The 22807-nt window shown below is 60.2% G+C and carries 25 protein-coding genes and 2 tRNA genes; 18 read left to right on the top strand and 9 right to left on the bottom strand.

All coding sequences use genetic code 11. From position 1 onward, the window contains the following. Positions 1–120: 120 nt before the first annotated feature. The 5 genes from BEN47_RS04240 (at position 121) to BEN47_RS04220 (ending at position 4295) form a co-directional block, all read left to right on the top strand. Entirely contained in the window at positions 121–918 is a 798-nt protein-coding gene (locus BEN47_RS04240; RefSeq protein WP_083322101.1) for a DUF1223 domain-containing protein, read from the top strand. Between the two features lie 75 nt (positions 919–993). Next, positions 994–1455 (top strand): DM13 domain-containing protein, encoded by a 462-nt coding sequence (locus BEN47_RS04235; RefSeq protein WP_070725439.1) that lies wholly within the window; start codon positions 994–996, stop codon positions 1453–1455. A 22-nt stretch (positions 1456–1477) separates the two neighbouring features. Next, on the top strand, positions 1478–1705 hold the full coding sequence (locus BEN47_RS04230) for a hypothetical protein (RefSeq protein ID WP_070725437.1): 228 nt from the start codon (positions 1478–1480) through the stop codon (positions 1703–1705). Then, a complete protein-coding gene (locus BEN47_RS04225) occupies positions 1648–2328 on the top strand; it encodes a hypothetical protein (RefSeq protein WP_125921492.1) in 681 nt (226 codons plus the stop codon). The genes BEN47_RS04230 and BEN47_RS04225 overlap by 58 nt, the downstream gene beginning before the upstream one ends. Positions 2329–2480: 152 nt before the next feature. After that, positions 2481–4295, top strand: coding sequence for an ABC transporter ATP-binding protein (locus BEN47_RS04220; RefSeq protein ID WP_070725433.1), 1815 nt, complete (start codon positions 2481–2483; stop codon positions 4293–4295). On the opposite strand, the gene BEN47_RS04215 is transcribed toward BEN47_RS04220, so the two are convergent. Continuing rightward, the gene (locus tag BEN47_RS04215; protein WP_070725431.1) at positions 4287–4994 is read right to left on the bottom strand and encodes a hypothetical protein; all 708 of its coding nucleotides are present in this window, start codon (positions 4992–4994) and stop codon (positions 4287–4289) included. The genes BEN47_RS04220 and BEN47_RS04215 overlap by 9 nt on opposite strands. Before the next feature lie 87 nt (positions 4995–5081). Between BEN47_RS04215 and BEN47_RS04210 the strand changes: the two genes are divergently transcribed. Next, on the top strand, positions 5082–5600 hold the full coding sequence (locus BEN47_RS04210) for a GyrI-like domain-containing protein (RefSeq protein WP_125921491.1): 519 nt from the start codon (positions 5082–5084) through the stop codon (positions 5598–5600). 278 nt (positions 5601–5878) lie between these two features. Here the strand turns inward: BEN47_RS04210 and BEN47_RS04205 are convergent. Together BEN47_RS04205 and BEN47_RS04200 are read right to left on the bottom strand one after the other, a co-directional pair. Then, positions 5879–5952: transfer RNA gene (locus BEN47_RS04205), tRNA-Pro, on the bottom strand. A gap of 108 nt (positions 5953–6060) precedes the next feature. Further along, positions 6061–6134 (bottom strand) — tRNA-Pro (locus BEN47_RS04200). A gap of 197 nt (positions 6135–6331) precedes the next feature. Here BEN47_RS04200 and BEN47_RS20785 point away from each other — a divergent pair. Continuing rightward, entirely contained in the window at positions 6332–6823 is a 492-nt protein-coding gene (locus tag BEN47_RS20785; RefSeq protein WP_158010839.1) for a T9SS type A sorting domain-containing protein, read from the top strand. Between the two features lie 160 nt (positions 6824–6983). On the opposite strand, the gene BEN47_RS04190 is transcribed toward BEN47_RS20785, so the two are convergent. Then, entirely contained in the window at positions 6984–7376 is a 393-nt protein-coding gene (locus BEN47_RS04190) for a VOC family protein (RefSeq protein ID WP_070725425.1), read from the bottom strand. Positions 7377–7453: 77 nt separating this feature from the next. Further along, positions 7454–9238 carry an ABC transporter ATP-binding protein gene (locus tag BEN47_RS04185; protein ID WP_070725486.1) on the bottom strand — a complete coding sequence of 595 codons (1785 nt, stop codon included), beginning with the start codon at positions 9236–9238 and terminating at the stop codon, positions 7454–7456. Between the two features lie 148 nt (positions 9239–9386). Between BEN47_RS04185 and BEN47_RS04180 the strand changes: the two genes are divergently transcribed. The 8 genes from BEN47_RS04180 (at position 9387) to coaE (ending at position 15796) form a co-directional block, all read left to right on the top strand. After that, positions 9387–10478, top strand: coding sequence for a Glu/Leu/Phe/Val dehydrogenase dimerization domain-containing protein (locus tag BEN47_RS04180; protein WP_070725423.1), 1092 nt, complete (start codon positions 9387–9389; stop codon positions 10476–10478). A gap of 150 nt (positions 10479–10628) precedes the next feature. After that, positions 10629–11825, top strand: a complete 1197-nt coding sequence (nusB, locus tag BEN47_RS04175; RefSeq protein ID WP_070725421.1) for a transcription antitermination factor NusB — start codon at positions 10629–10631, stop codon at positions 11823–11825. 173 nt (positions 11826–11998) lie between these two features. After that, a complete protein-coding gene (locus BEN47_RS04170; protein WP_070725419.1) occupies positions 11999–12310 on the top strand; it encodes a YtxH domain-containing protein in 312 nt (103 codons plus the stop codon). Positions 12311–12428: 118 nt separating this feature from the next. Beyond that, positions 12429–13427 (top strand): isocitrate/isopropylmalate dehydrogenase family protein, encoded by a 999-nt coding sequence (locus BEN47_RS04165; RefSeq protein WP_070725483.1) that lies wholly within the window; start codon positions 12429–12431, stop codon positions 13425–13427. Between the two features lie 142 nt (positions 13428–13569). Then, complete coding sequence (locus BEN47_RS04160; protein WP_070725417.1) at positions 13570–14091, top strand: DUF1573 domain-containing protein; 522 nt, start codon at positions 13570–13572, stop codon at positions 14089–14091. 23 nt (positions 14092–14114) lie between these two features. Then, entirely contained in the window at positions 14115–14444 is a 330-nt protein-coding gene (yajC, locus tag BEN47_RS04155; RefSeq protein ID WP_070725415.1) for a preprotein translocase subunit YajC, read from the top strand. A 3-nt stretch (positions 14445–14447) separates the two neighbouring features. Further along, positions 14448–15182 carry a YbbR-like domain-containing protein gene (locus BEN47_RS04150; protein ID WP_125921489.1) on the top strand — a complete coding sequence of 245 codons (735 nt, stop codon included), beginning with the start codon at positions 14448–14450 and terminating at the stop codon, positions 15180–15182. Between the two features lie 8 nt (positions 15183–15190). Next, positions 15191–15796: a dephospho-CoA kinase gene (gene coaE, locus BEN47_RS04145; RefSeq protein WP_070725410.1), complete on the top strand. Its 606-nt coding sequence runs from the start codon at positions 15191–15193 to the stop codon at positions 15794–15796. Positions 15797–15869: 73 nt separating this feature from the next. Here the strand turns inward: coaE and BEN47_RS04140 are convergent, their stop codons facing one another. Then, complete coding sequence (locus BEN47_RS04140) at positions 15870–16190, bottom strand: ArsR/SmtB family transcription factor (protein ID WP_070725409.1); 321 nt, start codon at positions 16188–16190, stop codon at positions 15870–15872. A gap of 283 nt (positions 16191–16473) precedes the next feature. Between BEN47_RS04140 and BEN47_RS04135 the strand changes: the two genes are divergently transcribed. The 3 genes from BEN47_RS04135 (at position 16474) to BEN47_RS04125 (ending at position 20131) form a co-directional block, all read left to right on the top strand. Then, positions 16474–17703, top strand: coding sequence for a Glu/Leu/Phe/Val dehydrogenase dimerization domain-containing protein (locus tag BEN47_RS04135; protein WP_070725407.1), 1230 nt, complete (start codon positions 16474–16476; stop codon positions 17701–17703). A gap of 366 nt (positions 17704–18069) precedes the next feature. Next, positions 18070–18783: an LOG family protein gene (locus tag BEN47_RS04130; protein WP_239691496.1), complete on the top strand. Its 714-nt coding sequence runs from the start codon at positions 18070–18072 to the stop codon at positions 18781–18783. A gap of 154 nt (positions 18784–18937) precedes the next feature. Beyond that, complete coding sequence (locus BEN47_RS04125) at positions 18938–20131, top strand: FAD-dependent oxidoreductase (RefSeq protein ID WP_083322099.1); 1194 nt, start codon at positions 18938–18940, stop codon at positions 20129–20131. A gap of 4 nt (positions 20132–20135) precedes the next feature. Here the strand turns inward: BEN47_RS04125 and BEN47_RS04120 are convergent, their stop codons facing one another. From BEN47_RS04120 to BEN47_RS04110, 3 genes are all read right to left on the bottom strand, one after another. After that, on the bottom strand, positions 20136–20849 hold the full coding sequence (locus BEN47_RS04120; RefSeq protein WP_070725403.1) for an ABC transporter ATP-binding protein: 714 nt from the start codon (positions 20847–20849) through the stop codon (positions 20136–20138). Between the two features lie 92 nt (positions 20850–20941). After that, positions 20942–21163, bottom strand: a complete 222-nt coding sequence (locus BEN47_RS04115; protein ID WP_035561220.1) for a DUF2795 domain-containing protein — start codon at positions 21161–21163, stop codon at positions 20942–20944. A 101-nt stretch (positions 21164–21264) separates the two neighbouring features. Then, entirely contained in the window at positions 21265–22581 is a 1317-nt protein-coding gene (locus BEN47_RS04110; RefSeq protein ID WP_070725401.1) for a DUF349 domain-containing protein, read from the bottom strand. Positions 22582–22807 lie beyond the last annotated feature (226 nt).

Raw genomic sequence — 22807 nt, 5'->3', positions numbered from 1 at the left:
CCGGGCCACCCGGATGCCCCCAAAAAACAGGGGCGGAGTGTAAGGTCTGGCGCAGAGCCGCGTCCATCCCCCAGTGGCACCGCTGCCGCTGCGTTATGACACCCCCTTTCCCACTTGCCCATGAAACGGTTTACTTGGGCGCCGCTCCTGCTTTTGACCGCTGCGGGCGCCACCTTCGCGATGAGTTCCCGCCCCGGTCTACAGCCGTTGCGGTCCCACGCAGCCGCGCAGCCCGTGCCCGTGGTGGTGGAGCTGTTCACCTCCGAGGGATGCTCCTCGTGCCCGGCCGCCGATGCGGCGCTGAGGGAGATGGGAACGGAGCAGTCGGTGCCCGGCGTGGAAATTATCGCCCTGGGCCAGCACGTAGACTACTGGAACCGCCTGGGCTGGAAAGATGCCTTTTCCTCGGCCCAGTTCACTGAGCGCCAGCGCTGGTACGCCCAGGGCTTCGGCACGGGCAGCTACACGCCCCAGGCAGTAGTAAACGGCCGCTACGAGCTGGTGGGCAGCCAGCGCGCGGCCCTGGCCGCCGCTGTGGCCAAGGCCGCCCTGGCGCCCCGCGCCGCCGTTGCACTAGCCCGCGCCACCGATGGCGCGCTCACCGTGCAGGTACACAGCCTGCCCACTGGCACCCCGGCCAGCACCGTGCAGCTGGCCCTCACCGAAACCGGCCTGTCGAGCAAGGTGGGCGCGGGCGAGAATTCGGGGCGTTTGTTGCGCCACAGCGCCGTGGTGCGCTCCCTGCGCACTCTGGGTACGGTAGCGGCCGATGGCACCTTTGCCGCCACCGTACCGCTCGTCCTGGGTGCGGGCTGGAAACCCGAAAACCTGCGGGCCGTGGTGCTGGTGCAGGAACGGGCGTCGCGCCACGTGGTGGGCGCGGCCAGCCTGCCTCTCAGCGGCGTTGCGCTTCATTAAACCACAGCCCCGGTTGCCGAGCCACCAGGGCCGGCGCGCGTTACATCTCATTTTTTCACTTTTTCAGCTTGTTCTATGCGTACCTCATATCCCTTATCCGCTTCGGCGCTGCTGGCTTTTTCGCTGGCCATCAGCGGCTGCAACAAACAAGCCACCGACCCAGCCCCGGTGGCCGAGACCGCCAAGCCGGTGGCCGACGTGGAGTTGCGCCGCGGCGCGATGCAGTCCCAGGGCGGCGTGCCCAGCAGCGGCACCGTGACGCTGGTACGCGACGCCGCCAACGTGGAATACGTGCGCTTTGAAGCCGATTTCCGCACCGATTTCCACACCGGCTCGCTGGGCGTGTACCTGGCTAAATCCGACGGGCTGGTGCGGGTGCAACGGGCCGCCGACCCTACCAACGTGGTGCGCGTAGGCACCATCACCAGGGACGGGGCGCAGGCGCTGGCCATTGTGGGCAGCGCAGCAGGGTTCACGCACATTATCATTCACTGCGACCCGGCCATGTACAATTTTGGCGCGGCCCGGATACAGTAAGGAGATGATACCTGCTTTATCCGTGCGCTCCCGCGCAGCGCTTGGGACGGCCGGCGCGCTGCTGGGGATGCTGCTGGCCCCGGCCCCGGCCCTGGCCGGTGGCGGCTGGACGCGGCACTACCAGAAAGGCTACGTGAAAGTGGGCCTGACCACCGTGAGCACCACCCGCTACCACCCGCTGGCCGGCGCACCGTGGAAACGGCCCGCTTCCGGCAGCAGGTCTACAGCGTGTACGGCGAGTACGGCCTGAGCGACCGGCTGGAGGCCACGCTCAACTTCCCGGTGTTCCGGCGGGCGTCCTTTCCCACCCTCACGCCCGGCCAGGGCGTGGGCGACCCCGAAATCGGGCTGCGCTACGGCGTGCTCACCGGCAAGTGGCCGCTGGCCGTGGGCGTGGCCGTGGAAGCGCCGCTGGGCAACCCCAACGTGTTTGGCCGCGACCGCACCGACCCCAGCATTGTGTTGCGCCTGCCTACCGGCGACGGCGAGTGGAACGTGTGGACCCGCGCCGCGCTTTCGCACACGCTGGGCAAGCTGCCGGCCTTTTTCACGCTGAGCGCCGGCTACAACAAGCGCACGGGCGGCTTCACCGACCAATACAGTTACGGGGCCCAGGCCGGCTACCAGTTCTTTCAGAAAGCCTGGCTGACGGCTACCGTCCGCACCTTGGCCAGCGTGCGGGCTCCCGACCCCGGCCAATTTGCGGCCATTGGCCTGGGCGAAGGCGTGGCGTATTCCACGGCCGCACTGGGCACGAGCGTCGCCGTCACCAAAAATCTTTCGGCCACGGCCGACTGGGCCGTCGGCTTCGGCACCTTGCGCAACGTGTACTCCGGCAGCCAGTACACGTTTGGGCTGGCCTGGGAATGGTAGCGAGCGGCGGGCCGGGCCCGGCGGCATAACCTTCCTTCCGTGGCAGGGTTGCGGTACCGGTCAGGGGCCTTCCGCCGGCAAGGGCAAAGGCTCTGCAGCGCGCAGCCTTTACGGAGCCCGCTAACGCCACAGTCCCGACCTTTGCCCGACTTATGACTTCCACTACTTCCGACACCAAAACCGGGCAGGTATTCGATTGGGCCGTGCTGCGCCGCTTGCTGGCCTACGTGCGGCCGTACCGGCGCGTGTTCATCGGCCTCATTTTTCTGACCGTGGCCACGGCCGTGCTGGGCACGCTGCGGCCGTTTCTCATCCAGCGCATGGTCGATGTGAGCATCGAGCAGGGCGACGTGACCGGGCTGAATACCATGTTTCTGCTGCTGCTGGTGCTGCTGGTGGGGCACGCCGGCGTGAGCTACCTACAGACGTATTACGGCGGCTGGCTGGGCCAGTACATCGTGCGCGACATCCGCACCGACCTCTACCAGCACCTGCTCAAGCTCAAGCTCAGTTTCTTCGACCGCACCCCCATTGGCGTGCTCACCACGCGCAGCATTTCCGATGTCGAGACCCTGTCCGATGTATTCAGCGAAGGCCTCGCGGCCATGGTCGGCGACATTCTGCAGCTGCTCTTCATCATGGGCTTCATGTTTTACATCGATTGGCGCCTCACGCTCATCAGCTTGTCGGTGATTCCGCCGCTGCTGTTCTCTACCTACGTGTTCAAGGAGAAAATCAAAGGCTCGTTTCAGGACGTGCGCAACGCCGTGGCCAAGCTCAACTCCTTCGTGCAGGAGCACCTCACGGGCATGAACGTGGTGCAGATTTTTAATAACGAAGAGCGGGAGTTTCGCAAGTTCGAAGCCATCAACAAAGAGCACACCGATGCCCACATTCGCTCGGTGCTTTACTACAGCATCTACTTTCCGGTGGCCGAGGTGCTGGGCGCCGTGGGCGTGGGCCTGCTGGTGTGGTACGCGGCCCAGGGCCAGATTGAGGGCACCATTTCCAAGGGCGCGCTCATTGCGTTTATCATGTACAACGCTCTGTTTTTCCGGCCCATCCGCCAGATTGCCGACCGGTTCAACACCCTGCAGCTGGGCCTGGTGAGCACTGAGCGCCTGCTCAAGCTCCTCGACAACAAGGACCTGATGGCCACCACCGGCACCTACGCGCCGGTTGATATCCAGGGCGATGTGGAGTTTAAAAACGTCCGGTTTGCCTACAACGAGCCCGATTGGGTGCTCAAGAACATCAGCTTCCACGTGAAGACGGGCCAAACCATTGCCTTTGTGGGGGCCACGGGCGCGGGCAAAACCAGCATTATCAACCTGCTCAGCCGCTTCTACGACATCCAGGAGGGCAGCATCTGCGTCGACGGCCGCGACCTGCGCGAGTACGACCTCAGCCTGCTGCGCCGGCAAATCGGGGTGGTGCTGCAGGACGTGTTTCTCTTCGCCGGCAGCATCCGCGACAACATCACCCTGGGCAATAAAACCATCACCGACGCCCAAATCTGGGAAGCCGCCGACCTAGTGGGCGCCCGCCGCTTTATCGAGCGCCTCCCCGGCGCCCTGCACTACCCCGTAATGGAGCGCGGCGCCACGCTTTCCGTGGGCCAGCGCCAGCTCATCTCGTTTGTCCGCGCCATGGTGTACCAGCCCCGCGTCATCGTGCTCGACGAGGCCACGTCCTCCGTCGATTCCGAAACCGAGGAGCTTATTCAGGTGGCCATCGAAAAACTCATGCAGGGCCGCACCTCGCTCGTCATCGCCCACCGCCTGAGCACCATCCAGAAAGCCGACAAAATCATCGTCCTTGACAAGGGCGAAATCAAAGAAACCGGCACCCACGAGGAGCTGCTGCGCCTGGAGGGCGGCTACTACGCCCAGCTCTACCGCATGCAGTACGTCGTTGTTAATGAAGAATTAGGAATGAAGAATGAAGAATTGCCGTCCTCAACGTAGGGTTGGCCCAAAATGGTAGCTCAGGCCCGCGCTCAGCGCGGGGGCCAGGGCCGAAATACCGTTTTGGCCATTCGGCAATAACTGTTCGGAAATGTAGCCCGCCGCCGAAAAAGCCAGGCGGGCATCCGCCGTGAGGCTAACGTGAGGGGTGAGCGCATAAGCGCCCCCAAGGCCCCCTAAGATTAAGAAATCATGATACTCTTTCTGCTGGTTTCCAGATAAATATGTTCTCCCGGTGGCGACATCGGTTCGAGTTATTTCTTCCTTGTAATAGCTGGACACGGGCATAAACCCAACTACTAAATCAGTCCGCCAACGTCTGCGTTTCTCATCTAGGTGGCCGCGGTATACTACTGGCACGGCCCACGTGGAGGACTGCCGTTGGGTAACGGCAGTGCCGTCGCTGTCAATGGTGACGGTGGTATGCTGGGGCATCGTGCGCAGGAGCAGCCCGATTTCAACCGCGCCCGCTCGCCGCGTTTGGTATGCCACGGAAGGCAGCCCGGGCCAGGGTCGCGCGTAGTTGTAGCCACTCGGCGCATCAGCCGCATCAACCATTGCCATGCGGGGGTAGTACGCCGCTTGGATGCCCACCGTCCACCGGCGCGGCACCCACTCCGATGCCGCCGGCCCGGTTTGGGCAACCCCGCTGTGGCTGAGTAGCACCAGCAGCGGTAGTAATATGTGGTAGCACTTCATCAGCTGACAGATAAATTTGTGGTTTGGAAAGTAGCCTGCTGAAGTCTCAGCAAGCTTGCTGCAATGTACCCATTTACTCAATTACCCATGCGTTACCTCTTTCTTGCTATCATTTTGTTAACAGTGGCTGCCGCTGGCGTCTACGTGTACCTGGGGGGCAACCGCGAGCCTGTCGTTACCCTCGAAACCATTACCGCGCCGGTGTACCTGGCCGGGCAGCCTTTCCAGGGGGCCGTCACGGGCGCGGGCTTTGGCGAGCTATTCCGGCAGGCCAAAGATGCTCAGGCCAGCCTGCACGGCGACTTGGCCAATTTGTACCTCAACGACCCGGAAACCGCCAAAGACACCGTCACCGCCTTCATCGGTCTGGCTCTGCCCGACACCAGTCAGGCGTTGCCGGCCGGCTTTCGCTACCGCGTGGTGCCGGCCGGCCAACGCGTGGTGGCGGCCCGGCTCACGGGTGTGAGCTACTTGCTATCGCCCAACAAGCTGTACCCCGCCGCGCTCGAGTACCTGGAAAAGCGCAAGCTCAGCTCGCGTGGCGACTTCTACCTGGAACGCTTCGGTACCGATGACGCGTCGGAGGTGTGGATAGGCGTGAAATAGCCGAACGTTTTTAAGAAAAAGATAAAAATGGCAACCAGCTGGTGGCGGGTTCAAACAGGAGCTTTCGTCGAAGCGGTTATTCAACGTTCTGCCCCCGGCAAAGGCATTTGGGGGTCGTTGGTAAAAGGGGCTGCCGGCATAATCACAACTGACAACCAACGACTTGTTGGCAGCGCCGGTGTAACTTTACTTGCGCTACCAGCTACTACTTTCTGAGCTATGAAACCAAAAGCCCGCTGAACATGCGTTCAGCGGGCTTTTGTGTTATCAACTGAATGTCGGGGTGGCAGGATTCGAACCTACGGCCTCGTCGTCCCGAACGACGCGCGCTACCGGGCTGCGCTACACCCCGAAAGCAGGCCGATGGGGCAGCCCGTTTCTGATTACCAATATTAGTTACGGCCGAAAAAAAGCCTCCGAACTCGGAAGTTCGGAGGCTTTGAGAGCTGTTGCTCTTCCGTCGGAGTGGCAGGATTCGAACCTACGACCTCCAGCACCCCATGCTGGCGCGATACCAGGCTACGCTACACCCCGTTTGGTATCTTTGGTATTGGTGCAACAAAGGTAAGCGCTTTTTTGAACTGAGTGCAAGCCAACGCCAAATAAAATTTTCCCAACGACGCTGTTTTTACGGTCTGGCACGCACCTTGCACCGCCGCCGGGGCGGGCAAGCTGCAGAATTTATTAGCTTTACGCTAGCAATTATAACCTCATCAATTCGTATCTCCATTATGAAGCATTTATTACTACTAATACTGGCCTGTGCACTCGCACCCGTGGCCGCTCATGCCCAGGCTGCTCCCGTGGTCACGCCCGCGCCGGCCGCCACCGCACCCGCAGTTCCCGAATCGGGCCAGGAAGCCATTTTGCCTACCGGAGTAGTGAATGCGCCCGTGGTAGCGGCTGCCGCGCCAGCCGCTACCACGGCCCTGGCCTCCAGCACGCGCATTGCGCCCGCCCCCGAAACACCGGCGGCTAACCCCAACGCCATCAAGGTGAAAGCTGAAGCCGCCGCCGGCCGCCTCACCGTGAAAACCGATAACCCGGGCCCTACCCGCATTGAAGTAACCGATGGGAGCGGCCGCCCCGTCCTCACCCGCACCATGATGAATGGCCAAGCAGCTACCGTACTCAATGTTTCCCAGCTGCCTCCCGGCTCCTACATCGTGCGCTGCACGGCGTACGAAAAAACCGGCATGCGTCAGGTTAGAATCGGGCAGTAGCGCCTTGCTTGCCCAGTAACCCAGAGGGGCCATTCTGCTGTGCAGAATGGCCCCTCTGGGTTTTTAAAGTTGCTAGTTATTGGTTGTCAGCTATTAGTAGGCTGATCAATGTTTTTTTCCAACAACTAGCAACAAGCAACTGATAACGAATTCCCAGCGACTAGCCCAGCGGCTCCAGCAGGTCCCACTTGTTGCCGTACAGGTCCTCAAATACCGCAACGTGGCCGTAAACTTCGCTACGGGGCGTTTCCGGGAAGCGCAGGCCGCGGGCCTGCAGCACGGGGTAGTCGCGCCAGAAGTCGTCGGTGTGCAGGAACAGCCACACGCGGCCGGCGCCCTGCTGGCCTACGCCGCGCTTTTCCTCGTCAGTAGTGGCTTCGGCCAGCAGCAGGCCGCAGCCGCTGGGGCCGGGTGGCGCTACCACCACCCAGCGCTTGCCCTCGCCCAAGTCTACGTCCTCGGCGAGAGCAAACCCCAGGACGTTGGTATAGAAGGCAATGGCTTCGTCGTAGTTCCGGACGAGCAGGGTAACGTGGGCAATCCGTTGGCTCATTCTATGTAATGGTGAGTTTGAGATTCAACGGGTGTGGGGCGGCTGGTTAGGCAAGCAGCCCCCCCGGTTCACCGCGGCTACGCTTCCTCGGTTTGCAACTGCCGCTCGTAGAGGGCCCGGTACAGGCCGGTGGCGTCGGCCATCAGGGCTTCGTGGGTGCCGTGCTGCACAATCACGCCGTCGTCGAGCACCAGGATTTCATCGGCCAGCTTCACTGAACTCACCCGGTGCGAGATGATGAGACTGGTGCGCTTGGCCATGATGCGCTGCAGGCTGCCCAGGATGGCGTTCTCGGTTTTGGTGTCCACGGCGGAGAGTGAATCGTCCAGAATCAGGATTTTTGGCTCCTTGACCAAGGCGCGGGCCATGCTCACGCGTTGCTTCTGCCCGCCCGAGAGCGTGATGCCCCGCTCCCCCACTTTGGTGTCGAAGCCTTCGGGAAACGCTAGGATGTTTTCGTACACGTCGGCGTCTTTGGCAGCTTGCAGCATCCGGGCCTCGTCGGGCTGGTCGAGGCCGAAGTTGATGTTGTTGCGAATGGAGTCGGAGAAGAGGAACACGTCCTGCGGCACATAGCCAGTCTGGCCACGCAGGGCCCGCAGCGAGTAGTCGCGCAGGTCGGTGTCGTCTATTTTAATGCTACCCGCCGTCACGTCGTACAGCCGGCAGAGCAGGGCGGCAATGGTGCTCTTGCCCGAACCCGTGTTGCCGATAACGGCCAGCGTTTGGCCCGGCCGCACCCGAAAGCTCACGTCGCGCAGGGCCTGAATGCCGGTATCGGGATAAGTGAAGGACACGTGCTCGAAAACGATGTCACCCACCAGCTCCCGCTCCACGTTCTGCCGCGAAACAATGTCGGTTTTCTGGTCCAGAAACTCGTTGATGCGCACTTGCGACGCCTCGGCCCGCTGCACCAGCGACGACGTCCAGCCCAGGGCCGTAACGGGCCAGGTGAGCAGGTTCACGTAAATCAGGAACTCCGCAATAGTGCCCGTGGTGATGGTGCCCCGGATAACTTCCTGCCCGCCCACCCACACCGTGATGAGCGTGCTCAGACCAACGAGGAACAGAATCAGCGGAAAAAACAGTGAGTTGACGAAGTTCAAGCTCAGCGACTTCTCCTTGTAATCGTTGCTCGCCCGGGAAAACTGCTCGTGCGAGTCGGCTTCGCGCACAAAAGATTTCAGTACCCGAATACCGGAAAAAGCCTCCTGCACGAAGGTGGTCATGCCGGACAGGGCCTTCTGAATTTCGTCGGATTTCCGTTCAATTAAGTTATTGATATAGAAGATGCTGACTGACAGAATGGGCAGCGGCAGCAGCGTGTAGAGCGTCAGCTTTACATTCACCATGAGCATGAGCGGCACGATGAGCAGGAACAGCAGCACCAGCTGCAGGAAGTACATAATGGCCGGCCCGAGGTACATACGCACGCGGCTCACGTCTTCGGAAATGCGCGACATCAGGTCGCCGGTGCTGTTGCGGCGGTAGAAGCTGAGCGGCAGCGACTGGTAGTGCTGGTAAATCTGGTTTTTCTGGTCGTTCTCAATGTGCCGCGACATCACAATAAGCGTCTGGCGCATGAAGAACAGAAAAATGCCTCGCAGCAACGCCAGCACGATGATAAGTACGCCGTAGAACAGCACGTTGCGCCCAAACAGCTGGTACACCTCGCTCTGCGACTCCGTGCCCTCATACAGGTTGTAAAGGTCGAGGCCCTCGTTCACCAAATCGAAGGCGTAGCGCACCAGCTGCGCCGGAAAAATGGCCAGCAAAGTACTGAGCGCCACGAAGAGCACGCCAGCCAGAAAATGCCATTTGTAGCGGAAGATGAACGGGTTAACGGCGTTGAGAGCGCGCACGGGCTGGGTGGGAAAGGGGCCGGTCTGGGAAAAATGGGGTACTTTTGCGGCCTGAATGGTACCGGCAGCTTTGGCTTCCGGTACCATTCAACAAAGTTACGCCACACTCTTCCCAACCTAAATTCCCACCACGCTCAATCCTTCCCACATGATTGAAACTCAACTCATGGCTCCCGAGGCCATTTTCGGCCAGATTGCCGAGCACCAGCACGAACAAGTCGTGTTTTGCCACGACCACGAGACGGGCCTGAAGGCCATCATCGGCATCCACAACACCGTGCTGGGCCCGGCCCTGGGCGGCACCCGCATGTGGCACTACGCCTCCGACATGGAAGCCCTAAACGACGTGCTGCGCCTCTCGCGCGGCATGACCTACAAGGCCGCTATTTCGGGCCTGAACCTGGGCGGTGGCAAGGCCGTCATCATCGGCGACGCGAAAACGCTGAAGACCGAAGCGTTGCTGCGCAAGTTTGGTCGCTTCGTGAAGAACCTGAACGGCAAGTACATCACGGCCGAAGACGTGAACATGACCACCAAGGACATGGAGTACATCCGCATGGAAACCAAGCACGTAGCGGGCCTGCCCGAGAGCATGGGCGGCAGCGGCGACCCCTCGCCGGTGACGGCCTACGGCACCTACATGGGCATGAAGGCCGCCGCCAAAAAGGCGTTCGGCTCCGAAAGCCTGACCGGCAAGACCATTGGCGTGCAGGGCGTGGGCCACGTGGGCACCTACCTGCTTGAGCACCTGCAGAAAGAGGGCGCCAAGCTCATCGTGACCGATTACTACGAAGACCGGGCCCACGAAGCCGCGGCCCGCTTCGGTGCCACCGCCGTGGGCCTCGACGAGATTTATGACCAGCAGATGGACATTTACTCGCCTTGTGCGCTGGGCGCTACCCTCAACGACGACACCATTTCGCGCCTGAAGTGCCAGGTAGTGGCCGGCTGCGCCAACAACCAGCTCGAAGTTGAAAACCAGCACGGCCCCGAGCTGGTGCGCCGCGGCATTGTGTACGCCCCCGACTTCCTCATCAACGCCGGCGGCCTCATCAACGTGTACTCCGAAGTAGTGGGCACCAGCCGCCAAGGCGCCCTCACCCAAACCGAAAAAATCTACGATTTCACCCTCCAGGTGCTGGCGAAAGCCGAAGAAGAAGGCTCGCACCCCCAGGCCGCTGCCATCAAGCAGGCCAAGGAGCGCATCGCCAGCGTGGGCAAAGTGAAGTCGACGTATTAAGAAAGAACGTCATGCTGAGCGCAGCCGAAGCATCTCTGCTGCTTCGTTGTGATAGTAATTGATTACTTGCGCGGTAGAGATGCTTCGGCAAGCTCAGCATGACGTTCTTTTTCCGATTATTGAATACCCAATACTGATTACCAGATAAATATGCTCAACCGCCGCCTCCTCCGTATCAAAGTCATGCAGTCGCTCTACTCCTATCACCAGGCGGTGGGAGCCGATTTGCTGCTGGCACAGGACCGCATTGCGGCTGCTTTTGAGCCCGACCTCACGGCCAAGGAAGCGCCCGACCGCCGCCAACTGGAAGGCCAGCGCAAGATGGGCGAAGCCCAACTGCGCGCGTGGTACAAAACCGGCGAGCAGCCCGAAAAAACGGACGACAAAGCCGTGGACAGCGCCGTAGCCGATGCCATCACTTCTTTTCAAAACCAAGTGAAGAAGGACGGCGAATTCTACGGCGGCCAGCTGCTGGTGGGCGCCGAAAGCATTCACGACCAGTACCTGCACCTGCTCAACCTGCCCGCCGCGCTGCTCGGCGTGATTGAGGAAGAGCAGAGCCGCGAGGAGCGCCGCCGCCTGGGCCCCAGCGAGAACGCCCTGGACGCCACCCGCCTGCACCAGAGCAAGGCCATTGCCAAGCTCATGGCCAACGAGCAGCTGCAGGCCCTGACCATCCGGCGCAAGCTGGCCTGGGAAGGCGCGGAGGAAGTGGAGGCGTTGCGCGCGGCCTGGCAGGAAATGAAAGCCGATGGGCCGCTGCGCGAGTACCTGAGCGGCCAGCCCACCGACGAAGCCGCCATGGACTACGACGCGGACCTGGAAATCCTGCGCATCTTCTATAAGGACTACGTTTTCAAAGGCGAGGCCCTGCCGCGCCAATTGGAAGCCGACGACCTGAACTGGGAAGAAAACCGGCCCATTGTGCGTAACCTGGTGCTGAAGACGCTGAAAATGCTCCCCTTCGGCGCCGACGAGAAGCAGGAGCTCATGAACCTTTCGGCCAACTGGGCCGACGACCGCGAATTTGCCGAAACGCTCTACAAGCAGACGCTCATCGAGGACGACAAGATGGAGAAGCTCATCGCCAGCTCGGCGCAGAACTGGGACGTGGACCGCGTGGCCCTGCTCGACAAGATTATCCTGAAAATGGCCCTCACCGAAATGCAGCTTTTCCGCGGCATTCCCGTGAAAGTCACTATCAATGAATACATTGAAATCAGCAAGCTGTACAGCACGCCCAAGAGCAAGCAGTTTGTAAACGGCATTCTGGACAAGCTGGCCACGGATTTGGCGGCCAGTGGCGACATTCGCAAATCGGGCCGCGGCTTGCTGGATAACCAGTAGGTTTGTGGGGTAAGCTTCAGCTGGCACCGCAGGGCCGTTCAGCAAACCGGCTACTTATCGATTACTGAACGGCCCTGCGGTGCCAGCTGAAGCTTACCCCCACACATAACTTCACCGGCCTGCCCGCCGTTGAACCCTCCGACCCTTATTCCCACTTTCTCATCCCGACGACCATGGCCAGCAAAACCACCACCGGCATCTTATGCTTCGCGGGCGGCGCCCTCACCGGCGCAGCCCTTGGCTTGCTTTATGCCCCCGAACCCGGCACCGAAACCCGTTCCTGGCTCAGCTACCAACTGGAAAGGTACCGCTCCGTACTGGCCGACCTCACCGACAGCCTGGTGACCAGCCGCGAAGCCAGCGGCCAGTCTTCGGCCAAAAGCGAAGGCCAGCGCGTGATTTCCGACGCCAAGTCCAAAGCCGAGCAGCTGCTGGGCGACGTTGACCAGCTTATCAATCAAATCAATTCCCGCAAGGGGATTTAATTTCAATGGGCGGATGGGTGAAGGCGTGAAGGCGTGAGTGCTTGGGCCAGTTGTGGCTCCAGGCATTTTGCTCAGTCACGCATTCACCCAGCCACCCATTCACCTACTGAACAACAAGATGCACTTAGTAACCCTTATTCCTGGCGACGGCATAGGTCCCGAAATCACCAAGGCGGTAACCGATATTTTTACGGCGGCGCAGGTGCCCATTCAGTGGGAAGAGCAGAACGCCGGCCAAACCACCTTTGACCAATCGGGCGAGTTGATTCCCAATGCGCTGCTCAAATCCCTGGAAAAGAATAAGGTAGCGCTGAAGGGCCCGATTACCACGCCGGTGGGCAAAGGCTTCCGCAGCATCAACGTGACGCTGCGCCAGAAGTACGACCTCTACCAGAACGTGCGCCCCAGCAAGACCACGGCCGGCATCAAAACCCGCTACGAAGGCATCGACCTGGTGCTGTTTCGGGAGAACACCGAAGGCCTGTACTCGGGCCTGGAGGTGTGGGACGAGCGGCTGGGCATTGCCGACTCTTTCAACCGCATCACGGTGGAGGGCTCGCGTAAAATCTGCCGCGCCGCCTTCGCGTATGCTGCCAAGCACGGCCGCAAAAAGGTGACGTTGGCGCACAAAGCCAACATCCTGAAAATGGCGGGCACGCTGATGCTCAACGCCTGCAAAGAAGCCGCGACTGAGTTTCCGCAGATTGTGTTCGAGGACAAAATCATCGACAACATGTGCATGCAGCTCGTAAACAAGCCCGAGCAGTTCGACGTGGTGGTGACGACCAACCTGTTTGGCGACATCCTCTCCGACCTCTGCGCCGGCCTGGTGGGCGGCCTGGGCGTGGTGGCCGGTGCCAACATCGGCGACGACATGGCCGTTTTTGAAGCCGTGCACGGCTCGGCACCCGACATTGCCGGCCAGGGCAAAGCCAACCCCACTGCTCTGCTGCGCTCGGCCCTGATGATGCTGCACTACCTGGGCGAGCACGCCAAGGCCGACCAGATTGAGAAAGCGCTGGAAGCCACCCTGCTGCTCCAGGAAGAGTGCACCGGCGACCTGGGCGGCAAAGCCAACACCAGCCAGTTTACCCAAAACATCATTGCCAAGCTGTAGTTGCTTGCTGCAGGAATGCCCGTGGTTGCTGCCTCGTCTGGGCAGAGCCACGGGCACTCTCCTTCCCAACCAACTGTTACTGAAGATATCTCATCACTTTTTGTGCCTTCACCAAGACGTGCCCGGTCGCGTTTTTACTCGTATGAAATACCAAATTCTTCTGGCTGCTTCCCTCCTTCTTTCGGCTTGCAACAACGACAAAACCGTTGAAGTGGGTGCCGAGGGCATGAACGCGGCTGCCAACGCAGCATCCGACGCCACGGCCAACCCCACCATTGACAACCCCAACGTGGTGAGCGAAAACGAAGCGCCCAACCCGAACGCTCCCGTGATGAAATTCGCGGAGTCTGAATTCGACTTTGGCGACATCAAGCCCAACAGTTCGGTGCGGCACACCTTTACCTTCACCAACACCGGCAAGTCGCCGCTGCTGATTGAGGACGCTACCTCTTCGTGCGGCTGCACCACGCCCAGCTGGACCAAGGAGCCCGTGGCCCCCGGTGCCCAGGGCACCATGGAAGTGCAATTCGACAGTCGTGGCAAGCAGGGCATCGTCAGCAAGCAGGTGGCAGTACGGGCCAACACGCAGCCCAACATCACCACCATTCTCATCAAGGGCAACATCCTGACGGATGCGGCCAAGGGTGCAGTCAATCCTCTTTAATCTCAGCTTCTAACCCAAACGCCATGTTTTTGACCTTACTCCTGCAAGCTACCGGCGGAATGGACTACACCCAGCTCCTTTTTCCGGTGGCCATTGGCCTAGTGGTGTATTTTTTCATGATTCGGCCCCAACAGAAGCGGGCGTCGGACGCCAAGTCTTTCCGGCAGTCGCTGGCCAAAGGCTCGCGCATCGTCACCATTGGCGGCCTGCACGGCCTGGTGGTGGACCTCACCGATGAGACCGTAGTGGTGGAAGTGGACCGTGGCACCAAGCTGCGCTTCGACCGCTCGGCCATTGCCCGCGAAGTGGGCACCAAGAAGGAACCGGGCACCGACACCGTAGCCACGACCTAAGCCATGGACGGGCCGCTGCATCGGGCTACTCGGTTGGTGAGCTGGTTTGTGCGCCCCTTCGCGGGCCAGGAACCCAGCTTCTACCGGGCCGTTACGGCGTGCCTGCTCGCGGCCTGTCTTTTCTGGCAAATGAATGCCCTGAACAAGACTTATACCACCCGCCTGAATTACCCCATTGCGTGGCAGTACGACTCGGTGCGCTACCTGCCGCTGCGCCCCCTGCCCGAAGCCTTGCCCGTGACCGTTACGGGCCAGGGCTGGCGGCTGCTGCGGGCCAACCTGGGCTGGGGCACGCCACCCGCGGTGTTGCGGCCCGTGCCCCTGCCCGGCACCCGCTACCTGCCCGCCGAAGCCTGGCGCCGCGGCCTCGAAACCGCCATGGAGGGCGTGCAGGTGAGTGAATGGTCGGGCGATACGCTGCGCCTCACGTTCGACCGCTACGCCACGCGCCACCTCAGCCTGGCCCTGCCGCCCGATTCGGCCCGGTACTACACGGCCCGTTTCACGCCGAGCTCCGTCACGTTTCGGGGCCCCGCCAGCGTGGTCAATAACCTGCCCGACCCGTATCCCATTCCGGCTTCGGAGATGCCCGCGTCGGACACCGACGACGAGACCGACGTGACCCTGCAGTTGCCGGCCCGGGTGCGGGCGTCGGTACAAAAGGTGAGCCTGACGCAGAAGCGGCGGGCTACTGCCCTAAGGCCGGGCCAACGCCGGGCTTCTTCTAACACTCGTTAGTTCATTCCATGCTACGCATCGGCATCACCGGCGGAATTGGCTCCGGCAAGAGCATTGCCAGCCGTTTGTTTCAGGCCTTGGGCGTGCCCATCTACGACGCGGACTCCCGCGCCCGCTGGCTGATGGAGAACGACGAAGCGCTGCGCCAGCAGCTCACGGCTGCCTTCGGGCCAGCTACTTACACCACTACGGGACACCTCAACCGGCCGCTGCTGGCCGGCACCGTTTTCAACAACCCGCCTCTACTGGCGCAGCTCAATGCCTTGGTGCACCCGCATGTGGGCACCGATTTTGAGCGTTGGGCAGGGGTCCAGCAGCAGGCCGGCCATGCTTACGTGCTCAAAGAGGCGGCCCTGCTTTTCGAAGCCGGCTCCTACAAGCAGCTCGACCAGATTATTACCGTGTTTGCGCCGCTGTCGGTGCGCCAGGACCGCGTGCTTCGGCGCGACCCCCACCGCTCTATTGCTGGTATTCAGGCCATTATGAGCAAGCAGCTCAGCGAAGATGAAAAGATGCAGCGCGCCAATCACGTGCTGACCAACGACGACGTGCAACCGCTGCTGCCGCAGGTGCTGGCGTTGCATGCGCTGTTCAGCGCAGCACCAGGGGCATAAAAAAGGGCTGCTTCTTTCGAAGGAGCCCTTTCTTGTTGGAGTGGTTCTGTGAGCCGTCCCTCGTTTTAGCAGCTTACAAACGGCCGGAATATTCCTCCAAGGTATCAATTACCTTGAGCAACTGGGGCACAGCCAGCGAGTAGTAAATCTTGGTACCAATCTTACTGGATTTCAGCACGCCCCGGTCTTTGAGGGTGATGAGGTGCTGCGAGGCAATGGCCTGGGGCAGGTCGAGGGCTTGGTAGATATCTGTAACGGACATTTGGCTGTCTTTGCCTTTGGCTTTGCCTAGCAAATCAACGATAGCCAACCGCTTTGGGTGGGAGAGAACCTTGAGCATAGCCGCGGCACGGTCCAACTGATGCGCTTCTACACGCGAATGCAATGGTTTCATGAAATAATTAAAAAGAAGAAGAAAAATTAATTGTACTTGCGGTAGAAAAAATAGAGAAGAAGGCAGACAATAGAAGTGTATAATAACCGCAATACATCATTACTGCTTAGGTAGTTCCTTACCATGGTGCAAAATACGCAGAACAAGCTAATTATTTCATAATACCTAGATATACATCCATCTTATTTATCACTAGGACTCAATTCCTGCGTTCACCTACTGTTGGGTTACTTGCTACCTTTGGGTTGCCTTATTTCGTAGGCATTTTTCTCTGTGTTATCTGATGCTCGACCTTCTTACCAAGTTTGAAAACAAACGTCCCGAAATCGTATTTGAGTGGAAAGACTCGGAAACCGAAGCCGAAGGGTGGGTGGTAATCAATTCCTTACGTGGCGGCGCGGCCGGTGGCGGCACCCGCATGCGCAAAGGACTTGACAAGCGCGAGGTAGAGAGCCTGGCCAAAACCATGGAGGTCAAATTCACGGTATCGGGCCCGGCCATTGGGGGAGCAAAGTCCGGTATCAACTTCGACCCGCAGGACCCGCGCAAGCGCGGGGTACTGGAGCGGTGGTACCGCGCCGTGTTCCCCCTATTGAAAAACTACTACGGCACTGGTGGTGACCTCAACGTAGACGAGATACACGAGGTTATCCCCATCACGGAGGAATACGGCCTGTGGCACCCGCAGGAAGGCGTGGTTACGGGCCACTACCACGCCACTGAACCCCAGAAAATTCAGAAACTGGGCCAGCTCCGGCAAGGCGTGGTGAAGGTGGTGGAAGATGCTACTTTTTCCCCCAACCTGGCCCGCAAGTACACCGTGGCCGACCTCATTACCGGCTACGGCGTAGCCGAGGCCGTGCGGCACTACTACCGCCTCTGGCCCCAAACCAACCTGCGCGGGCAGCGCGCCATCGTTCAGGGCTGGGGCAATGTGGGCGCGGCGGCGGCCTACTACCTGGCTGGGCAGGGCGTGCGCATTGTGGGCATCATCGACCGGGCCGGGGGGCTGCTGAACGCCGAAGGCTTCGGCCTGGAGGAAATACGGGCGCTGCTGCTAGCCCGCCAGGGCAACACCCTGACGGCCGACAATCTGCTTTCATTTGAGGAAGTGAACGAGCGGGTGTGGTCTATGGGTGCCGATATTTTTATCCCGGCCGCGTCTTCGCGCCTCGTGGCCCGCCAGCAGGTGGAGCAGTTGCTGGCCGGCGGCCTGAAGGTGATAAGCTGCGGCGCCAACGTGCCCTTCGCCGACCCCGAAATATTCTTCGGCCCCACCGGCGTGTTTGCCGACGAGCGCACGGCCGTCGTCCCCGACTTTATTGCCAACTGCGGCATGGCCCGGGTGTTTGCCTACCTCATGGAAACGGGTGCCGAAATCACCGACCAGGCCATTTTCGCGGACACTTCCCGCATCATTGGGGCGGCCCTGGAGCGCACACACCAGGAAAATGAGCAGAGCACGGGCATCGCCCAACGCTCGTTTGAGATGGCGCTTCGGCAATTGGTATAAGCCGTAAGCAGCTGATTTCAAAGGCGCTAATGTGCCAATTTTGACAATGGGCAGGCCGGCAAAGCAGTGCCTTGGCTGCACTTGCAGCCAAGGCACTGCTTTGCCTCGACAATGCGCGGTATTGTCGCTACAATTTGATATCTTTGACGCCCTACTTTTAATCGCCCCTTTGCCGGGGCGATTTTGTTTTTGGCAGGAATTCCCACAGAAATTATGTCTGATATTAAAAAAGCAAAAACCAGCAAGACCAAAGTCTCCGACGACTTGCTGAACGCCGGCAGCGGCAAAACCATCAAGCAGCCCAACGTCAACGACGACAAGCTCACCTCCATCACCGAAGTGCGGCACGCCGACGGTGGGGTCGCCATGGCCGTGGAAGACGAGCAGCGCCTGCGCAAGGCCCTCGTGGACAAGGACTGGAACGAAATAAAAATCGCCGACAGCTGGCAGATTTTCAAGGTGATGGCCGAGTTTGTGGAGGGCTTCGAGAAGATGTCCAAAATCGGCCCGTGCGTCAGCATCTTCGGTTCGGCCCGCACCAAGCCCGACAATCCGTACTACCAGATGGCCGAGGAAATTGCCGCCAAACTGGTGCGCCACGGCTACGGCGTTATCACGGGCGGCGGCCCCGGCATTATGGAAGCCGGCAACAAGGGCGCCCGCTCCGAGGGCGGCAAGTCGGTGGGCCTCAACATTGAGCTGCCCTTCGAGCAATCCCACAACATCTACATCGACCAGGACAAGTGCATCGACTTCGATTACTTCTTCGTGCGGAAGGTGATGTTTGTGAAGTACGCCCAGGCATTTGTGGGCATGCCCGGCGGCTTCGGCACCCTCGACGAGCTGTTTGAAGCCATGACGCTGATTCAGACCAAGAAAATCAGCCGTTTCCCCATCGTACTGGTGGGTTCGGCGTATTGGAACGGCCTGTTTAAGTGGGTAAACGACGTGATGCTGCTGGAGGAGAACAACATTTCGGCCGAGGACCTGAACCTGGTGCAGATTGTGGACGACGCCAGCGAGGCGGTGAAAATCATTGACGATTTCTATCACAAGTACTTGCTGTCGCCAAACTTCTAGACCACGGATTTTTCGGATTTTAGCGGATTTCACGGATTTTGTGGACGACGCTTTCTGGTTTGGAAACCATTGCATTGGAAAGCCGCTTCTTTCGGGAGCGGCTTTTTTTGTGGGTAGTTTTGCCTTTGCCCGCCGTGCTTTATTCTGTTTGTTTATGCCGCCAGCAACCGTTGCTCCTGTGTTAGAATACGACTACCTCATAGTGGGTGGCGGCGCAGCGGGCCTGAGTCTGGCGTATCACCTGGCGCAGGAACCCCGCCTGGCCGGCAAAAAGGTACTGCTCATTGAGCCCGACGCCAAGGACCAGAACGACCGCACCTGGTCCTATTGGTCGGATACGCCGATGGCCTTTGACGGCATCGCGGCCCACGAATGGCGCCAGATTGCCTTCCGCAGCCCCGGCTTTGAGAAAGTAATCGACCTGGGTGCCTACCGCTACCGCATGATTCGCGGGCTGGACTACTACCATTTTGTGCGCAAGGCTTTGGCGGGAAATTCTCAGTTCGACCAGGTGCGCGGTACGGTGGAAAGCCTGGAAAACACCGCCACCGGCGTGCGGGCCCGTAGCACCGCCGGCACTTTCACGGCGCGCTATGCCTTCGACAGCCGCCCACCCAATCTGCAGCAGCTCAGGCAGCCGCGGAGGCACCGCTACCTGTTGCAGCATTTTGTGGGATGGGAAGTGGAAACCGATGCCGATGCCTTCAACCCGGAGGTGGTGGAATTCATGGACTTCCGGGGTGAGCAGCACCACGAGGCCCGGTTTATTTACGTGCTTCCTTTTTCGGCCCGTAAAGCTTTGGTGGAATACACGTTATTTTCAGAAACGCCGCTGCCGAAAGCTGAATACGAGGCCGCCATACGCGAGTACCTGGCCACTACTTTAGCAGGCCAGGACTACCGCATTACAGCCGTGGAAATCGGAGCCATTCCGATGACGGACCATCCGTTGCCTGCCCGCACGGGGGCCCACATCGTCAACCTGGGCACGCGCGGCGGACGGGCCAAGCCCAGCACCGGCTACGCATTCAAGCGCATTCAGCAGCACTCGGCGCGGCTGGTGGAGGCGCTGGCCCGCACCGGCCACCCGCCCGCCAATGCTACCGGCGACAGGTGGCAGTTCCACTTGTTTGATACCCTGCTGCTTGACATCATGAAACGGCGCGGCGAAACCACGCGGGACATTTTCCGCGAGCTGTTTGAGCGCAACCCGGTGGCACGCATCTTCCGCTTTCTGGACGAAACCACTTCCTGGGCCGACAACCTGCGGGTAATGAATTCGGTGACGCCGGGGCCGTTCATGCGCTCCATCGGGCAGGTGCTACGCGGTAAGCCCGGGCAGCGATAAGGCTTCAGGTGGCGCGGCGCGGGGCCTGCTCCAGCCACTCGCGGGCCGCCTGCACCGCGTGCGGCGACAGCGGCCGAAGCTGCGGTTGCGGTTCGGACAGGTTGAGCAAGTAACCGCTCAGCCCGGGCAGGTTGTCAAGGTCGTGGGTGCTGCAGAGCACGGTTTTGCCCTGCTCCTGCACCCAGCCGTAGATGAGGCCGAACACCTGGCGGCGGTAGTACACGTCGAGCTGCTGGGTGGGCTCGTCGAGCAGGTAGAGCTGAGCATCCTGCAAGCTGAGCTGGGCCAGCCACACCAGCTGCTGCTCGCCGCCGGAGAGCTGGGTAAAATCCTGCCGGGCCAGGTGCCCCATGCCCACGCGGTCGAGGGCGGCGTCGGCCAGGGCGTAGTCGGCGGGTGCGTAGGCGCTGAGCAGGCCGTGGTGGCGGTAGCGGCCCATAACCACCAGCTCCCGCACCGAAATGGAAAAGCCAATGCTGCCCCGCTGCGGCAGGTAGCCCAGCAGGCCCGCCTGCGCCGCGCGGCGCAGGCCGCGCACTTCCTGCCCCAGCAGCTGCACGCTGCCCTGGTAGGGCAACTGCCCCGTGAGCACTCGAAACAGGGTGGTTTTACCGCTGCCATTATGCCCCACCACGGCCACGAAGGCGGGTTTGGGCAGGCGCAAAAAAAGGTTGCGGACCAGCACCCTTCCGGGGTAGCCCGCAACCAGATTTTCCACGCAGAGCGTGGGAGTTGTGAGTTGAGAGTTATGAGTTATGAGTTGGTCGGGAATATCACCATTTAACTCGTAACTCATAACTCTCAACTCTATTAATATTCGTCTTCGTTGAACATGAAGTCCTCCTTGGTGGGGTAGTCGGGCCACACTTCTTCGATGTTTTCGTAGGGCTGGCCGTCGTCTTCCAGGGCTTGCAGGTTCTCAACCACTTCCATGGGCGCGCCCGAGCGGATAGAAAAGTCAATCAGTTCGTCTTTGGTGGCGGGCCAGGGAGCATCTTCCAGGTAGGAAGCAAGTTCGAGTGTCCAATACATAGTAAGGAGGATAAAAAAAGGTTGGCGAAGGTAGTTGTTTCCTGTCAAAATACAAGCCAGAAAATGCGCTGAAATCGACAACGCAAAAGTTGGCCCAAGGTTTAGCCCGCGGCTTGCGCCTGCTGGCTGAATAAAGCAATCAGGTCGTTTTTCGTGCGAATTTTACGTTCAAACGACCGAATTTTGGTTTGCAGCATCTGCCGGAAGGCGTCATTGGCGGTGCTGGTGCTGAGCTTGTCGAAGTTGTCGCGCAGCACTTCCAGCTCCTGGTGGTCGTCTTTCAGCAGCTCGCGCAGTGTCGAGGCCCGGAACCGGGCCCGCTCGGCGGGGGTTGCGGCGGGCTCGCCGCCCACGCGCTTGCGCAGGTGGTACTCCAGGGCGCTGAGCTCAAATATCTTGTCGCAGGCCACCATAAAGCGCTGCCAGATGCGGTCCGACTCTTCGCCGCGCACGGTGCCTACCTGCTTCCATTCGGCCTGCAGGGCTTTGGCCTGGTGAATGGCTTCCTGGGGCGGAATGTTCATCAGGTCCTCGGCGCGGCTGGCGAGGGCGCGTTTGCGCTCGAGCAACACCTCGGGCGAGGCTGCCGCGCCGGGAGTACCGGCCACCTGCTGGGAAGCAATGTGCACTTTTAGCCGCTCAAAAAAGAAGTTATTGGCCGCCCGGAAGCGGGTCCATAGCTCCGAGGCCTGCTTTTTGGGTAGGGAGCCGTTCACCTCGCGCCAGGCCAGCTGCAGCTGCTTGAGCTGGCGGGAAGTGGCCTCAAACTGGTCGGAGCCTTTCAGGTTTTCGGCCTGCTGAATGAGTTCGTGGTAGCGGTTTTGCACCCGCGAACTCATGGCCTTCTTATCGGCCTGGAACTCCTTGCGGCGGTCGAAAAACACCTGAATGGCCGTTTGGAACCGGTGCTCCAGCTTGTCGGCCATTTCTTTGTCCACGGGGCCGGTTTTGAGCCAGCCCTGGCGCAGGTCCTTCACTTTTTCGCTGGCCGATATCCACTCCACGCTGTCGCGCAGGGCTTCGGCTTCCTGAATGAAGCCGAGTTTGATGGTCAGGTTCTTCTCGCGGTTGTGGGCCACGGTCACGGCAATGGATTCCTCCGCATCGGTGAGGTGGCGGTGCAGCCGGTCAAAGTCGCCGAGGCCGTCGTAAGTCAGCAGCTGTTCTTTGAGGTGCAGGGCCTTCATCAGAAACGAGCCTTTGTTGTCGCTGGCTTCCATTTTGGTGAGCAAAGCGTCTACTTTGGCGTCCAGGGCGTCAAAACGGTGCGCGAAATAAAGCAGCGCGGCATCGTCCGATTCTTTGACCAGGCCTATCTGGCGGGCTGGCTGGCCCAATACGGGGCGCAGCCACACACCGTCGGCTTCCACGTAGCCGTAGCGCTTGGCTTCGGCCAGCAAGGGGTCGGTTGGTTCCATACTAAATTGAGCTCGTGGGTAGTTGTGTTGAATACGGGTGCAGTTGAAACGTGGAACGGGAAGGGGTTACAAGTTTACGCTAAAAACATGACGAACTGGTGTATTCTTAGACGAATGAACAACTGCAGCAGGTGAGAAATACGATAAGTGGGGATTGATGAATTGAAGACGAGTAATGGCAAGGTATGGTTTAGCAGTGCAGCCCTGCCGTTCTTTGCCCCTCAAC

This window comes from Hymenobacter lapidarius (assembly GCF_001816145.1).
Lineage (GTDB): Bacteria > Bacteroidota > Bacteroidia > Cytophagales > Hymenobacteraceae > Hymenobacter > Hymenobacter lapidarius.
Note: the sequence above shows the minus strand (reverse complement) of the source record. Positions and strands in the feature narration are given on the sequence as shown.